This is a genomic window from Pseudomonas sp. BBP2017 (genome assembly GCF_003024385.1).
Classification (GTDB): Bacteria; Pseudomonadota; Gammaproteobacteria; order Pseudomonadales; family Pseudomonadaceae; genus Aquipseudomonas.
The window spans coordinates 203,252-219,526 of record NZ_PVZN01000001.1; the positions used below are offsets into that span (position 1 = coordinate 203,252).

Annotated in this window: 8 protein-coding genes and 1 tRNA gene; 2 read left to right on the forward strand and 7 right to left on the reverse strand. The window is 59.6% G+C overall.

Going from position 1 to position 16,275, the window contains the following annotated elements:
• The first annotated feature begins 3 nt into the window (after window positions 1-3).
• Both C6382_RS00885 and C6382_RS00890 read left to right on the forward strand, forming a co-directional pair.
• Window positions 4-2,559 (forward strand): chromosome partitioning protein ParA, encoded by a 2,556-nt coding sequence (locus C6382_RS00885; protein ID WP_107022682.1) that lies wholly within the window; start codon window positions 4-6, stop codon window positions 2,557-2,559.
• Entirely contained in the window at window positions 2,549-5,893 is a 3,345-nt protein-coding gene (locus C6382_RS00890) for a DUF2357 domain-containing protein (protein ID WP_107022683.1), read from the forward strand. Before C6382_RS00885 ends, C6382_RS00890 begins: the two co-directional genes overlap by 11 nt.
• A 151-nt stretch (window positions 5,894-6,044) precedes the next feature.
• Here C6382_RS00890 and C6382_RS00895 read toward each other — a convergent pair whose 3' ends face one another.
• From C6382_RS00895 to pheT, 7 genes are all read right to left on the reverse strand, one after another.
• Complete coding sequence (locus tag C6382_RS00895; protein ID WP_107022684.1) at window positions 6,045-8,768, reverse strand: DEAD/DEAH box helicase; 2,724 nt, start codon at window positions 8,766-8,768, stop codon at window positions 6,045-6,047.
• On the reverse strand, window positions 8,761-10,653 hold the full coding sequence (locus tag C6382_RS00900; protein WP_107022685.1) for a hypothetical protein: 1,893 nt from the start codon (window positions 10,651-10,653) through the stop codon (window positions 8,761-8,763). The genes C6382_RS00895 and C6382_RS00900 overlap by 8 nt, the downstream gene beginning before the upstream one ends.
• A complete protein-coding gene (locus C6382_RS00905) occupies window positions 10,650-12,020 on the reverse strand; it encodes a hypothetical protein (protein ID WP_107022686.1) in 1,371 nt (456 codons plus the stop codon). The genes C6382_RS00900 and C6382_RS00905 overlap by 4 nt, the downstream gene beginning before the upstream one ends.
• Before the next feature lie 1,032 nt (window positions 12,021-13,052).
• Window positions 13,053-13,129: transfer RNA gene (locus tag C6382_RS00910), tRNA-Pro, on the reverse strand.
• Window positions 13,130-13,235: 106 nt separating this feature from the next.
• Window positions 13,236-13,592 carry a MerR family transcriptional regulator gene (locus tag C6382_RS00915; RefSeq protein WP_010222411.1) on the reverse strand — a complete coding sequence of 119 codons (357 nt, stop codon included), beginning with the start codon at window positions 13,590-13,592 and terminating at the stop codon, window positions 13,236-13,238.
• Window positions 13,573-13,875, reverse strand: a complete 303-nt coding sequence (gene ihfA, locus C6382_RS00920; RefSeq protein WP_002553164.1) for an integration host factor subunit alpha — start codon at window positions 13,873-13,875, stop codon at window positions 13,573-13,575. The genes C6382_RS00915 and ihfA overlap by 20 nt, the downstream gene beginning before the upstream one ends.
• A 3-nt stretch (window positions 13,876-13,878) precedes the next feature.
• Entirely contained in the window at window positions 13,879-16,254 is a 2,376-nt protein-coding gene (pheT, locus tag C6382_RS00925) for a phenylalanine--tRNA ligase subunit beta (RefSeq protein ID WP_107022687.1), read from the reverse strand.
• Between the last annotated feature and the right edge of the window lie 21 nt (window positions 16,255-16,275).

Below are 16,275 nucleotides of genomic sequence, written 5' to 3' on the forward strand. Positions count from 1 at the left end.
GAAATGGAGCACTCCGACAAGAGGGAAGACGTCGCGAAGCAGGATGCCGCCGCGCACTTGCTGCGTGACGCCGAAATCGCGCTCCGCGAAGCAGCTATTGCCAAGGGCCAGCAAATCCTGGAGGAAAAAGAGCAGCGGCTGGCTTCCCAGCAAGAGGCCCTCGCCAGAAAAGCCGCCGAACTCAGCAAGCGGGTAGAACAGCTCAAGGTCGTCGAACAGCAACGCGCAGCGAGCCATGACGAAGAGCGCGTAGCCTTGAATACGGAATTGCGCCAGAAGCGCGCCGAGGGCGAGCGCCGGATGTCGGAAATCCGCGAGCAGCAGCTATCGGCGCTGGAAGAGGAACTTGCCAATCTCCGGGTCAAACGCTTGTCGGAAATGTCGGCCGCCGGCGACGCCGAGCGCGAGCGCATCCGCGAAGAGCTCAGCAGGCAGCGTGATGCCTGGACCAGGCAACAGGACGAGGCCCGCGCGCGACTGGATGCAGAAGTGTCCGAACTGGCAAGGCAGAAGGGTGCATTGACCGCCCTGCAGGGCGAAGTGCACGGGCGAGCGATGGAGCTGGAAGCCGCCGAGCGCAACCTGGAACGCAAGGAGCAGCGGCTCGAGGAGCACGCCAGGCGGCGTAGTGAAAAATTCGCGGACGAACTCGAGAGCAACCTGGAGGAAGAGCGCCGGTCGCTGGAAATGCAGAAGCAGTCCTGCATCGAGGACAACCGGCGCCTACGTGAAACCGTTGCCAAACAGGCCGACCTGCTGGGCGTGTTCGAGCTCCTGAAACGCCAGCTCGGGGACACCGACCCGTCCGAGATCCTGCGAAACCTGAACAGCCAGACCGATGAACTGAAGCGCCTGCGCGAAGAGCTCGCCAACCGGCCCACCGAGGAGATGCGCGACAGAGCCCGCGCGCTTGAAAGCGAAACCAAGGCCCACAAGGCCCGGGCGGATGAGCTTGAGCGACAGATCGCGATCAGGGAAGCGGAGTATGAACAGGTCGGTCAGCTACGCCGGAAGAACTCCGAGCTCACTGCGGAAAACCAGTCATTGATGCAAAAGGCTTCGATCTTCGAAGGCGCGGCAAACGAAGCGCAAGTCGAGCTCGACCGGCTGCGGGCCGCTTATGAACGCCCTGCCGAGGTCGAGGCGCGGCACAAGGAAATCGAACGGCCACATTTTGCCGTGGACCGAGCCAGGCTGCCGGTGAAGGCGCAGATCGACGAGCTGACCTGGCTCAGAGGTATCGGCAATGCGTGCAGCCACTACGGCCTGAGTTTCAACCCACGGATCCTCAACGCCTTCCACACGGCCCTGAAGACCGCAGAGTGGTCGCCCCTGACCGTGCTCTCGGGCGTCTCCGGTACCGGCAAGTCCGAACTGCCGCGCCTGTACGCCCACTTCGGCGGCATTTTCTTCGAGCCGCTGTCGGTGCAGCCAAACTGGGACTCGCAGGAGTCCATGCTCGGCTTCTTCAACTCAATCGACAACAAATTCGACGCCCAACCGGTGCTGAACTTCCTCGCACAGAGCCAGAAGCCCTGGAGCGAGGACTACCCCGGCCTGTCCGAGGCCATGTGCCTGGTCCTGCTCGACGAGATGAACCTTGCCCATCCGGAGCTGTACTTTGCCGAATTCCTGAGCAAGCTCGAACTGCGCCGTGGCAGGAAGGGCAGCGACGTGCCCTGGCTGCCGGTGAAGGTCGGCGCAGGCATGCCAGCCTACAAACTACCACTGGGCCGGAATGTGTTGTGGACTGGAACGATGAACCAGGATGAAACCACCAAGTCTCTTTCCGACAAGGTGCTGGACCGCTCCATCATCGTCAATTTCCCGCGGCCGACCGAATTGAAACGCCGCCTGAAATTGCTGCCGCTCGATGAGCGCAATCGCGGCCCGGCGCTGCACAAATCCGTCTGGCAAAGCTGGCTGGCAGAGGGCAGCAGCTTCTCGGAAGACGAAGTCAAGCCGTACATGGCCTTCATAGAGGCGTTGAATGGAGCACTCTGCGTGGCTGGCCGGGCACTTGGCCATCGGGTATGGCAATCCATCGAGTACTACATGGCCAACTACCCGGAGGTCCGGGCGGCGAAGAATGACAACTCCCCATCCCGACTTGCCGAGGCGATGCATACTGCGTTCGAAGACCAGCTGGTACAGAAGGTCATGCCCAAGCTCCGCGGCATCGACACCCGCGGCAAGAGCAAGACCGACTGCCTCGACAAGATCCGCCACCAGTTGGACAGGGGCATCGCTGGCCGTCCTTTCCACCTCACCGAGGACTTCGATATTGCCTGCGAACTGGGCTACGGCCAGTTCATCTGGCAATCGGCGAACTATCTCAACGCGCCTGGTTCGTCAACAGCGCCGACACAGGTCGACCACCCTGCCCCCACAGCCTCGAACACCCAGGAAGAACCGCCGTCACTGTTCAACATCGGCCTGACAGATCCTGACGAGCGCCGTAGGGCTTGGAACCTGAGGTCCCCGGAGAAACGAGACGAACTGCGCAAGACGTTGGAGGAGAACGCCAGGAAAGGGGGAATCACCGGCCATGACCAGTGAGCACCTGTCGAGCCTTGACTCCGTGCCCCGCAACAAGGCGCACGACAGCACCGCCATCAGCGAGGTGCTCGAGCAGTCGGACTGGTTCTGCCATGCCGTCGACTTCGACCCCAGGAGCGGGCAGGCACTGCCGCAATCGCTGTCGGTGTTTCTGGCCAGGATCGAAGGGTACTCACCGCCCGAGACCGGGTCCCCGTACCGCGACCGCCTGTGGCGCATCACCGAACATTGCAGCGCGGCGGTGGATCGGCTTGTCCACTGCCTCAACGAGGCTCCTCGCCGGGAACACGCTTTACTGCCCGCCCATGCGGTACGCGAACTCGATGCCAACAGCTTCATCAAGCTGAGCAATCGCCCGGGACGCACACTGAGGGAAAAGCTGGCAGGCAACCCCTATCTGCAAGGCGTTCGGCGCTCCCAGTCCGTCGACCTGCCGGAGAACCGCCTGTTCAAGGCATGCATGGTGCGTCTGGCGCAATACCTGGAGCTGTGCGTCGAGCGCCATGAACACCAGAACGACCTGTTGTTGACGATTCTGTCCTGGCTGCGCTCCGGCGAAGCGCGGGACATTGGCCGCTGGGAGAACCTGCCGCCCAACAACACGCTTTTGTCACATCGCGATTACCGACAGGTATGGGACGCCTGGCGTTGGCTGCAGTCCCTGGAGGATGACACTGCTCGCGACCTGTCCGAGGTCCACGCACGTCGCCAGACCCGGCATCGCTGGATCACCTACAGCCGTATATGGAGCGAGGGCCGCCACTGCCTGGCGGACATGCCGGTTTTCTTCGACTTCGATACCTTCGAGATCCGTCCCTGGTTCAACAGCGTCGCGATGCAGTCGGTACAGGAAAAGATCAAGCGCGGCGCCAGGATCGAAATCCATACACCGGTGTGCGTCGATCTGGCGACCTCACTCCCACGCTATGCTGCGGGCAAAATGGCCAGGCACCTACCTGGTTCTTTTGCATGGCAACAATGGCAAGGCGAGGATGCCGAGGTAGCACTCGACCTGTTTACCTCCGATGCGATCTATCGGCACCCGCAGGTGACGACCCTATTCCCGACGGACCTGTTCTTCTCCCAAGCCGCGCACGAGCACTTGGAGCGCGCCGCACACGCCTTCACCGGCAGACTGCAGGAGATGTTCAGGCACGACACGCTGATCTGGCTCGTGCCCGATGTCCTCAATGATTTCGAACTCGACGTCACCCGACGCAATCTCAATGCTCGCTTCCAGGGCGCAGTGCCCCTGCCGCGCAGTATTGCCGCTGCGATTCAACACGTGGACTACTCGAAAGTGAGCGCTGGCTATCCGATAGTCGTGATCGACAATGTCGGCGGCAAAACCTGCGTCACGAAACTGGTAGCCAGGCTCGACCCGGCCCTCAAGGACAAACTCCCGGAAACGAGAGGTTTCTACTGGGAGCGGCATCCTTCGGTGATCATTTCGGACACCCCAGCGGATGAGTCGGAACCCGGCTGCGCCATTACGTCCATCGATGGCCAGAACCAATGGCAACCGCCAGCTATCGCCGCCAGGCCTCCCGCCCTCGACAACTCGGTGCTGAAACAGGACCCGCGCATCGGCGGCTTCGCCTTCGCCATCACCGTGACGCAAAGCCCGGTATCCGGAGGCCTTCATTTTCATACGCTGCAACAACGTGCGGGAGATATCCCCCTGTGGCGCGACGAGATACCTGAACTGACGATCAAGGTGTTCAAGGACGGACGTCCTCAGCGCTTCCAACTGGTGTCCCGTGGCACGACGGTCACGCCGATCCGTGGCAGGCCAGTCAGCATAGAGGTAAAGGAAGATTTCACCCTCCCGGCGGACAGGCCGTTCTACCAGTTCCCCCTCTTCCTGGGCGACAGCCGCGAAGACTTGGGCTACTCGGCCCGCCTGGACTCCTGCGCGTTTCCACTCAAGGAAAGTGTCGACTGTGCGCTCCACCTGACGTTCGAATACGGTGCGGACGCCCCCTATCAGCTGACCTTCATGCCGCGCAATGGCGCGTTTGCACAGGTGCAGGCTACCTGGCGGCGTACCAGGGACCTGGTCGTCACCGATGCCCCCGCTCCGGAGTACCCCGCTCCGATGGCCTGGGCCGATCTGCGTCATTTGCCAAAACCCGGCAGCAGTGAAACCACTGACTTGCTCAACTGGATAACCCGCGCGATCGCACGACTGGACCAGGATATCTACATCCGTCCCAAGGCCAGGGCTAAGGCCGTGATCAACAAGGAGTGGCGCCCTGACAAGAACGGAGGCTATTTCACGTTCGCTACCACCAGCGCCACTCAGGAACGAGTGTTCGTCCATCAGAAAAATATCTTGGACGGACATGTGTACACGGACTTCGGCGTTGGCGACACCATTTCATACGAACGCCATGAGCAGGGCGGCAAATGCTCTGGCCGTCGGGTTGCCGGCGAGTATCACGAGGAGGTGGAACGACTCAAGCGGTTCGACGAAACAACCAGCAAGAATCTCGTTATCCAGATCCGCAAATCTGTCTATTACCCCATCATCCAGATATGGCGCGATGGTCGCTCCATCGACGATATCGACTGCCCCGGTGTTTTTGCCAAAGCAGCCCGCAGCAATATCGACTACCTCGTTTCTCTGCTGCAGGAAAACGATTTTCCAACGTCGGTGAAAAGCGTAATTCTCGTGCTGATGTGTTGCATGCACAAGGACGTCCCACGTGGCTTCATCCAGCATCTGTCCGGGCAGCTCGAGAACGGCAGCATTCGCAACCCACAAGCCATTGGCTTCGCCCTGGGACGCCTGGATCAACCCTGGCAGCGGGCGCTTTTCTCGGGCCTCATGCGCAACATCACGGAAAGCGTTCTGCGCACCTTCGCTTGTGCGATCTGGCGAGACCGGCACTTCGTTGAACAATTCGAAGCGACCCAAATGACAATGGTGCTGAAGTCTCTCAACCTGGCGTTGGGGCAGATCAATCCATGCCCGGGGATAAAAGGTGCCGATGACAACAGAGCTGCTGTCAACTGGATGCGCACAACCACCGAGTTACTTGAACTCCTGCTGGGTGTGCTTCGAACGCGAGATGCAGCGGATATGCAACTGAGGATGTTGCTCCAGCCTCATCAGCAGATCACCAAGGCCTTGGCCCGCAGCGTCGAGCGGGTGAGCGAACTCGTTGCACAATCGACTGTCGCTTTGTCTTGCCGGGTACAGATCAATATCGAAAAACCCGAAGGTGATCATACCCCGGACCTGCTTTTTGCCCTGCGCCTTTATCTGACCGGCGACGATGGCGCGAACGCGATCCACATAACCAGAATTTCCGACAGTCAGGACGCATGATCAGCGCAAACCCAGGCGAAGGTGCCTGGGTTTGGTGAGGTTGTGGTCGACGATGGGCGTTGGAAGGCTTCGTACGCGGGAGTAACGGGAAGGCCGCGCTTGCTGGGCATGCTGTGTCCGTATGCCCAGCTCAGCAACTACCTTCCCAACCTCACTCACTCGGATTATAGGCCTCCAATGGAACCGACCCCGTGCCAAAACACGCGGGGAACGGGTCCGCCGAATTCATCCCCTTCACTGGCGTTCGCAGGTATCGCTTCCAGTCATCGGCAACATGGCGCAAGTCGATTTCATCATCGAACGACGTATGTCGGCAGGCATCCATGCGCGCCTCGACCGCGTATTTGAGAAGCACGAATGAAGCCAGTTGTTCCTGGTCGAACGACTGCGCGAGATAGGGATAGTGGATCGCCAGCTCAGCCTCGCCCTTCTCCTGCAATTGCCGGTTCACCCGGCCGAACAACCTGTCCACACGCCCGACACGCTGCTCGTTGTCACCGGGTGTCCAGGCAATTCCGTAGTGGTGCACCTTGCTGCATTGAAGATGCAGGTTCACACCCTCCTGAAAGACCGAAGTCGCTACCAGCACGTTGGGGTAGAACGGGCTGTTAAAACCGAGAATCAAGCGCCGGCGATCGCCAGAATGACTACTGGCGTACCAGGCAGGGCTTTGCAGGCTGGTAAGGATACGCCAGTCTTTTTTCCAGTCGGCCAGCCCGTGGGCCGTGATCTTTCCACAGATCTGCTCGAAGCAATCCAAGGCCGCAATGAAGTACTGCCGAATCAACGAGTCGTGAAGGCGCGGGCTCAGCCAATCGATGAAATCCAGATAACGACGTTGAGCATCGCCCCCCGCATGCTGGCGACGAAACTCCGTGAACCAACTGTAGAGCTCAATGATGACCGGGCTGGCAAACAGAAAACCCGCTTTTACATAATTGGCGAAATTTTCTGCAATCGCTCGGCCGTGTGGCCCAAGCGCCAACCACGCCTCCAGCCGCCGGCGTGTGGCATCAGGCAACCCTTCATACATCAGGCCCCACAAGGTCGGCATCATTTCTTCGTATTGTTCACCCGCTGGCGACGCGTGTTCCCCGTGCAGCACAAGACGCGCTCGCAGCGCCGCACCGCCATAGTCGTCCCGATTACGCTCGCCCACACGCTTGCGGTCATACCCGGTGTATCCGCCCTTGCGGTAGTCACTTGCCGGCTCCAGCAACAACGAAAACAGACTGTCCGGCTTGCGCAAGCGCAAGCTGAAGTTCGAGCAATCCGTACTGCGGTCCTTTCCCTGTTTCTTGACCACGAACAGGTCAGCAATGTGCGAGGCCAGTTTTTCATCACCCTCCAGGCCATCAATGGCTTGCGCCTGGTCGTCATCGTGAAGAAGATCCTGGTCGTCCGATTCTTCGACCGTCTGCTGGCAGACATACCGGCTGAAAAACGCCCGCGACCAGTTCTTCTTCTGCCACCCCTTTAACAGCCTTTCCGAGTCTTCCGGACGCCAGGCCTGGACGATACGCCGCGCCAGCTTCAGGTCACTGTCCGCGTTCATGCGCTGGGTAATCTCCCGCACCGAAGCGATCCGCCGCACAAATACCAGGTGCTTGTGCTCTTGCAACGGTATTCGCGTGTCGAAGACATCCTCGGGCTGGCATTCAAGCATCAACGTGTCGTACTTGGGATGATCAGGGTGGCTCTGGAAGTACTCACGGTGCAGCTGGGTAAGCTGAGTCAGGATCCCGGTATCCGGGGCACCGGAAAATGCCTGAGCGGAGTGTTCCTGTTCCAGCGGTGCGGTCGCGCTGGCCGCGCTACCTGGCTGGGTACCAACGGACTCGAAGCCTTCGAGATAGCCGTACAGGAACCTGCGGCCGCCACTCTTATGGCCTTGTTGCTGCACCAGCTTCTTCTGGTACAGCGCGAAAAACATCTCGGCCTCGGGGTTGTTATGGAAACTGGCTGGCAGCGTTTTTTCATGACGGTAGTTATATTTGTTACGGTAACCCTCAGCCCCCTGCATCAGGCGCAAACGACGCAATGCATACTGGGTCAGCAGCTTATCCGGAGCGGGTTGCGACCCGTCAGCCGGTGGGTCGATGAAGTAGCCGAGAATGGAGGCTATGTCCCGAAGCGAGGAATGGCTGGGCGTCGCGGTAAGCAACAAAACTTTCTGCCCGAGCCGCCCCCCCACTTCCCCGAAGAACCTGCGTGCGGCCTTGGCACGTTGAGAACCGCCATCGGCATTACGGAAATAATGAGCCTCATCCACCACGACCAGGTCGAAACCCTTGTTTCCCAGCGATGACTTGAGCTCACGGTGAATCCTGGCAGCCTCAACCTGGGCTTTGCCGGCCACATCACCCGATTGCTTGTCCTGCCACTCAACCAGGTTGCTGAGGGAATGGATAGTGGTGAAGTAAAACTGCCCGCTGCCCTCCTTCACCGCATCACTCAGTTCACGAAGCCGCTTGTAAATCTGCGCCTCGTGCAACGGCTTTTTCTCAGGCCCATTGCAGGTCAGGTGCGAACCGCCTTTATAGTGATCGCGCAGGAACGCGGCATACTCACGCGCCCACTGGTGGCAGATGTCTTCCCTGGGAGCCATGACCAGCACCTTGGCATTGGGCTTCAGCTTCCACAGCAACGCGATGATGCCCAATGCCTGGAACGTCTTGCCCATGCCGACCTCATCGGCCAGCAATGCCACATTGTGCATGGACAACTTGTTCCACAAACCGGCAACACCTTCGATTTGCCGGGCGGGCATGGAGATGTCCTGGCCCGAGTACTGCCACGCGTCATTGCCTGCGTCGAAGTTGATCCAGTTCGCGACCTGTTCCGGCTTCAAACCACCCCAGTCGATTTCACGCATAGCCACACTCCTTCTGCACGCGGCGAACATAGGCCAGCTTTCTTTGCAGCTCCTTTGGCAAGCGCGGCGTCTGCACCCTCAGTGTCGACCACAGTTCGTCCCCAGGCTTACGGTGCCCGGCCTTGCGGTACAGCCCGGCGGCCAGTTGGTGAAGCGAATTGACCTCCTGGGCCAGGAACCAGTTGAACACGCTGGGCTGGCTGCCGCTAATCTGCTGGCGTGCCTTGGCCGCCAGTTCCTGAAGGCAGCCCGGATGAACGAATGCCCATTGTTCGATATCGGAAGCTGCGCGCAAACGCTCGCGATACTGCTCGATTGCCTGGAACAACCGGAAGTAAGACAACGCGTCCTGTTCGATGACAGGTGAAGGCGCCGTTGGGTCCTCATCCGGCCCGGCACCATTGCGCAGGCAGGCACGCAACACGGTGTTGGTATCGCTGTTCGGATCGACCCCAGCCACCAGGCTGTCGAGCAGGTCCTTCAGCGATTCGAAACCTTGTACGCGCCGGAACGACTGGTCGCTCTCGACAATGATGCCCCTAAACACCGCTGGGCCCTTCTTGCGCAGAAGAATGGCGTAGCTATGGTCGGCGAGCATGGCCTCGTTATCCGGCGTCACCTGCTCGATCGGTATCAGCAACCACTTGCCCTGCTGGCGCCGTGTGCGCCACTGCAGGGGTATCGGTTCGCTTACACCCGGCAACTTCAGCCAATAAACATTGCCGGGTTTGTCTACCCACCAGTTGCCTGATACCGAAAAACAGGCACGCTTCCAGTCGTAGTGCACTTGCAGGTCGAAGGGCAGCTCTTGCGGCACATCCAGGCGATCCTCCGCCAACAACTGGTCGCTGGCAAAATCGGCCTCGGTGACGTCAATGCGCGCTCCCAGCATGTCTGCGTTGCGTTTGACGTTCAGCACGATACCGGCTTCGATATTGCGCTGATCAAAACTGCTGGTCCCGGCATGGGTGAAGTTCCACGAGCCGATCGCCAGGCGCCCCCCCTGAGGGGCGTGAAAGAGCCAGGCCTTGGCATGGGTGATTTCGGTGAGCGGATCAGGCGCAGACGGGTTTTTGTGGAACGCGAGCGCGTCCGTCTCGATGCAGGCCGCCAACGCCTCGCTCCAGGGCGTCCGGAAGTACCGGCCCTCCAAGCGGTCTGCGACCAGAGCCACCTTCAAATCAGGATTACCTGATTGCGCCCGGAGTCGCTCCAGCAAGTCGGGCATGTCGGCCGCCAGGTAGGGGGACCAGACCTGCAGCGAGGTGATGCGGTCCTGCACCATGAGATGCTCAAGGAAGGTGCGTTTGTCGAAACTGTGCACGAATTGCCAATCAGGCCCCTCGGCCAGACGAGGCTGGGTGCGCCAGCGGAGCTCAAGTTCCAGAGGCTCGGCCAAGGCATCGAAGAACTTCTGAATCTGCCTGTATTGCTCGTTATTGCAGACGCGCTGGAAGGTGAACACCTCCTGATTGCGCCCCCAGCCGCCGACGCTCAGGTTCGCGCTGCCCGCACCCAACACCATGTCCCCTTTCTTACTCTCCAGAAAGATGAGCTTGGGATGAAACAACGTGTGCTCGGTAAAACCAGGGTAAGTGTTCAGGGCGCGAGCAGATACACAGTGAACGTTGATGGCCGTGCGCTTGTACTGGTCGGCCCCCATCATTCGCTTGTCGCAGAACACCCGGAAGTCGATGTCTTTCTCAACCAGGTGTGCCTGGAAGCCTTCGAAGTCCAGGCGGTTGCGCGGCGGGTCCATATTCAGCACTGCCGGCAGCAGATGGGATTCGACAAAACCCAGATTGAGGTTGAAGGTGGTCAGCCAGACCCGTTTGAGCTCGCCCATTTCCTTCAGTTGCTGCTTGAAGGCCTCGATCAGTTTCATGCGGCCACCCCGTGCAAGCCCGCAAGCAAGTGCCGAAACTGGGGAATGTAGTACTGGTGCACCCAGCCACCCAACGGTCGCTCGGCAGGGGTCGGCTCACTACGGGGCCGCACATGAATCTTTAGCTGGTTACCATCTGCCCGGGTCACCCACGGCGACTGGCCACGACTTTCCATAATGAGCGCGTGATAGCTCAACAATGTGTCCATCTGTGCGTCGGCACCGCCCTGCCCTGCCACGTTCAACAAACTTTGCAGACGTGCTTGCCCGGTAGTGGAAAGCACCGTCGTCATGGACGTGTCTGCATTGATGGCAGCCGCACAGGTGGCCAGGGTCGAGGTATTACGCCCCAAGGCTTTCCAGCGCTGCCAGACCCTTCTGACGGGCTGAGACTTCTCGGCCAGCATCAGGTGGAACAACAGGTCCACCTCGCTGAGCAGCGGTTCCAGCAAGCGTACATGCGCGAGCTTTCGCTGTGCGTCTTTCGCCAGCGGCTGCTTCATCGCCTCCTCGAAGACATTCGCAGCAGACCCGTCGCCGTGCTTGGGCGAACTCAACACGTTATACAAGGCTCCCGGGGCACCCCGATCCAGGCCTGTGATGGACAACCAGAAATCGCATGTTCTGGCACCTACCGCCGCCGATGACGCAAAGGCCTCGACCATAGCCTTGGGAAGCGTTGCTGGTATGTCCTGGAAGTCAGTCTTAGGCTGGCTGCGACTGCTTGCCAGCAGGTCTTTCAAGTGAGGACGCAGGAGGTTGTAGAGACGAAAAAGCGTTGGAGTGTTGCTGATCAACGCATCTACGTCTTTCCACAGCAGCGTGGCCGTGGGCAGGTTGTAGCGATAGTGACGGTCGAAGAAGCCCATTTCCACCAACGGCGTCTTGTAGCGGCCGCTCACGCCCAGCAGGGTTTGCCGAACCAGCACCTGCGCTTCGGGGACATGGCTGAAGGTGAGCGAAGGGTTCCCTGTACTGTCGAACCACCCTCTTCGCGCCTTGCTGATCCCCAGCACGCCAGTGGTTTCGAGGCCCGCGGTATTTTCATGGGCGATGACGCTGTAGACGTTGAGGTTTTCCAAGTACACCAAACAGGCATGCTTGAACTTGAGGTCGTGTTTGCCGTTGTAGATCTTCCTCAACCCGATGCCTAGCGCAATCGAGTCGTCCTCGACCAGGCTCTTGATCAAGAAGTGATTGAACAGGTTCAGGGTGAAATTGCGGATATCGTTGGAAATGGAACTGATCCGGTTCTGGAAAATCTGCTGGCCAAACCCAGACCAGATCACCTGCAACCCCAAGGGGTCGATATTCAGTTCATTACCGAGGCTTTCGTCGTACTCGGTCAGAAAAGCATCTAGCAACACACCCGGACACCTCTAAAACGGACAATCCCTTTGTATCCGCCCTTGAAGCTGGCTGGATCCAACCCGGCCCGAAAAATTGCATTTTGCCACTATCACTGTCAAGGCCGGTGCCGTCGTTGAGTAGGGTATTTTTCAAGCCAAGATGCCCTGCTCCGGGGTAGTGAAAAAAAATGATCCGCGCTTCATCTTCTGGATCCGCAGGGCTAATCCACCTCCCCTCATATTTGATGTGCTCGGGCCGTTATCACACAGTCAGGGTGGATATAGCTGCCGCTCGAGACAAGCGCCCCCCTAAAGGCGCGGCCTCGCCCTGCTTCTGGCCATCCCGCCATGTAGCTAATCTGAAGTCCAGGGTGCACCACCACGACAGCTGTCAGGAATCGCCATTCTCGATCGCGCATCCTGCTGGGGGTATCGAAGGGTATTTCTGGGGGTACATTCATGCTTTTGCTAACCAGAAATACCGCTTTAGAGACATGTCCAGATGTTTTTTGGATATCACCAGCTTCCAGACCTGCACCACCTCCCTTGGGAGCCGCGCTTGTCGTCGATGGGGTCGCGAAGCGGCCCCAATAGTCAGGCGCCGGGTCGATGCCGGCAAGAGCCAAGCATATCTACCACCAATACTGCCTTCGAAAAATCGCCCCTCGCTTGCTTGAACCAGCCGCCCTCATGAACGTAGCCAGTCCATCACAATCCGCAGAAGACCAGAGGAAGCCAAACTAGAAGTGGGGGACCAGATGGGGGACCAAAAACACTCAGACACAAAAAAGCCCCGAAAAATCAGGGCTTTGATGAAAATTAGTGGCGGAAGCGTAGGAATTCGAACCATCAAGTACCCCCCCTTGTCGGCTAGACGCCATTCTGCATGAGCGGTGCAGTGCCTAAGATTCTGCCGACTCAGAATTTTTGAGAAGCGGGCAGCTGAAATTCGGTGGGGCAAAAAGTGGGGCAAAATTGCTAACAAGGAAAAAGCGGACAGCCATAAAAAAATCCAGTCACTGCTAAGTGACTGGATTTTTTGGAGTTATTTGGTCGGGACGGAGTGATTCGAACACTCGACCCCTTGCACCCCATGCAAGTGCGCTACCGGGCTGCGCTACGCCCCGACTGGGCTTGAAGCATGTTCCCCTAGTTGCTGAGAACGTTGAAGAATGTACCCTAACCTTTTGAATTATGGAAGCATTTTTTCCAAAATTCCCGGCCCGATACGGGCTACTTCTTCAGCACCACCAACACATCTTCCAACTCGACAATCATCTGCCGGATCAGCTGTTTGTACTGGGTGGTGTCGTCCTTGGCTTCATCGCCAGAGAGGCGCAAACGCGCCCCGCCGATGGTGAAGCCCTGGTCGTACAGCAGCGCGCGGATCTGGCGGATCATCAGCACATCCTGACGCTGATAGTACCGCCGGTTACCGCGGCGCTTCACCGGGTTGAGTTGCGGGAATTCCTGCTCCCAGTAGCGGAGCACGTGCGGTTTTACCGCACAAAGCTCGCTCACTTCACCAATGGTGAAGTAGCGTTTGCCTGGAATCGGCGGAAGCTCGTCGTTATGACTTGGTTCCAGCATAGGCCTCAACTCGGGCTTTCAACTTCTGCCCTGGACGAAAGGTGACGACTCGACGCGCCGTGATCGGGATCTCTTCCCCGGTCTTGGGGTTGCGGCCCGGCCGCTGGCGTTTGTCACGCAGGTCAAAATTGCCGAATCCGGACAATTTGACCTGCTCGTTGTCTTCCAGAGCGTGCCTGATTTCCTCAAAAAACAGTTCAACCAATTCCTTGGCTTCACGTTTGTTCAGGCCCAGCTCCTCGTACAGCCGTTCGGCCATCTCAGCTTTCGTCAGAGCACCCATACGCTATTTCCTTAACGTGGTGTTCAACCTTTGTTCGAGCGAGGTGAGGATATTTTGTGTCGCAGTATTCACCTCTTCGTCATTAAGAGTGCGCGACGGATGCTGCCAGGTCAAGCCTACGGCCAGGCTTTTTCTATCAGGATCAATGCCTTTACCCTGATAAACATCAAACAGCCTGAGGTCCGTGAGCCATTCGCCTGCATTGTCACGAATTACTTCAAGCACCGAGCTCGAAGCAACATCACGTCCTGCGACCAAAGCCAGGTCACGACGCACTTCCGGGAATTTCGACAGTTCGCTGAACCTCGGCAGGCGGCCATCGGCCACTTCGCCCAGGACCAGCTCGAAGACGAACACCGGACGGTCGAGGCCGAGGGTCTTGGCCAGCTCCGGGTGGATGGCACCCAGGTAGCCGACTTCGCGACCATTACGCTCGATGCGTGCGGTTTGGCCCGGGTGCAGCGCCGGGTGTTGGCCCGGTACGAAGCTGAACTCGGCCAGGGAACCGGAGAAGCCCAGCACCGCCTCTACGTCTGCCTTCACGTCGAAGAAGTCGATGGTGTCGCGACCGTTGGCCCAACCTTCCGGCAGGCGGCTGCCGCAGACGACACCGGCAAGCATTGGCTCTTGCTTGAGGTCGCCCAGTTGGCCGACGAAGCGCAGGCCGCTTTCGAACATGCGTACGCGGTCTTGCTGACGGTTAAGGTTGTGCTGCAGCGACTTGACCAGGCCCGGCCACAGGGAGGCACGCATGGCCGCCATGTCGCTGGAGATCGGGTTGGCCAGCAGCAGTGGCTCGACGCCAGGAGTGAACAGCTCGAACAGTTTCGGGTCGATGAAGCTGTAGGTGATCGCTTCCTGATAGCCACGGGCAACCAGCAGACGGCGCAGGGCCGGCAGTTCGCCACGGGCTTCGGCCTTGGCCTGCGGGGCCAGGCGCGCTTGCGGGTAACGCACCGGCAGGCGGTTGTAGCCGTACAGGCGGGCCAGCTCTTCGATCAGGTCGACTTCCAGGCTGATGTCGAAGCGATGGCTTGGTACTTCAACCTGCCACTGCCCTTCGCCCGCGGTGGTTTTCAGGCCCAGGCCGTTGAGCAGTTGCTCGACTTCGGCACTGGCCATTTCCATGCCCAGCATCTGGGTCAGGCGCTCGGCACGCAGGGTGATCGGCGCAACCTTCGGCAGGTGCGCTTCGCTGGTGACGTCGACCACAGGGCCGGCTTCGCCACCGACGATCTCCAGCAGCAGGCCAGTCGCACGCTCGATGGCTTCGCGGGCCAGCTGCGAGTCGACGCCACGCTCGTAGCGGTGTGAGGCATCGGTGTGCAGGCCGTAGGAACGGGCCTTGCCAGCGACCGAAATCGGCTCGAAGAAGGCGCTTTCGAGGAAGATGTCGCGAGTAGTAGCGGAAACACCGCTGTGCTCGCCACCCATAACGCCGGCGATGGCCAGGGCGCGGGAGTGGTCGGCGATGACCAGGGTGTCGCTACGCAGCGCCACTTCCTGACCGTCAAGCAGTACGAGCTTCTCGCCCTCCTCGGCCATGCGCACGCGGATACCGCCGTTGATTTCGGCGAGATCGAAGGCGTGCATCGGCTGGCCCAGTTCGAGCATCACGTAGTTGGTGATGTCGACGGCCGCGTCGATGCTGCGCACGTCGGAGCGACGCAGGCGCTCGACCATCCACAGCGGGGTCGGGCGCGACAGGTCGACGTTACGGATAACGCGACCCAGGTAGCGTGGGCAGGCCGCTGGAGCCAGCACCTCAACCGGACGCACTTCGTCGTGGGCGGCAGCAACGGCCGGCACCGCCAGGCGGGTCACCGGTACGTCGTACAAGGCACCGACGTCACGCGCCAGGCCCGCCACCGACAGGCAGTCGCCACGGTTCGGGGTCAGGCCGATCTCGATACTGGCGTCGTCGAGGTCCAGGTACACGCGAATGTCTTCGCCCACCGGGGCGTCGGCAGCCAGTTCCAGCAGGCCGTCGTTCTCTTCGCTGATCTGCAGCTCTGCAGCCGAGCACAGCATGCCGTTGGACTCAACGCCACGCAGCTTGGCCTTCTTGATTTTGAAGTCGCCCGGCAGCTCGGCGCCGATCATCGCGAACGGGATTTTCAGGCCAGGGCGCACGTTAGGCGCGCCGCACACTACCTGGAAGGTCTCGCTGCCGTTGCTGACCTGGCACACGCGCAGTTTGTCGGCGTCGGGGTGCTGTTCGGTGCTCAGCACCTCACCGACGACGATGCCGCTGAACTGACCGGCAGCCGGGGTTACGCTGTCGACTTCAAGGCCGGCCATCGAAAGACGGGCAACCAGATCGTCTCGGGATACCTGCGGGTTGACCCAACCGCGCAGCCATTGTTCACTGAATTTCATCCTGCTCTCCTGAAAGATTCG

Excerpts from the sequence above, each read along its gene's own strand:
- ihfA (WP_002553164.1), bottom strand. The coding sequence starts at position 13,875 with ATGGGTGCTCTGACGAAAGCTGAGATGGCCGAACGGCTGTACGAGGAG.
- C6382_RS00895 (WP_107022684.1), bottom strand. The coding sequence starts at position 8,768 with ATGCGTGAAATCGACTGGGGTGGTTTGAAGCCGGAACAGGTCGCGAAC.
- C6382_RS00915 (WP_010222411.1), bottom strand. The coding sequence starts at position 13,592 with ATGCTGGAACCAAGTCATAACGACGAGCTTCCGCCGATTCCAGGCAAA.
- C6382_RS00890 (WP_107022683.1), top strand. The coding sequence starts at position 2,549 with ATGACCAGTGAGCACCTGTCGAGCCTTGACTCCGTGCCCCGCAACAAG.
- pheT (WP_107022687.1), bottom strand. The coding sequence starts at position 16,254 with ATGAAATTCAGTGAACAATGGCTGCGCGGTTGGGTCAACCCGCAGGTA.
- C6382_RS00885 (WP_107022682.1), top strand. The coding sequence starts at position 4 with ATGGAGCACTCCGACAAGAGGGAAGACGTCGCGAAGCAGGATGCCGCC.
- C6382_RS00900 (WP_107022685.1), bottom strand. The coding sequence starts at position 10,653 with ATGAAACTGATCGAGGCCTTCAAGCAGCAACTGAAGGAAATGGGCGAG.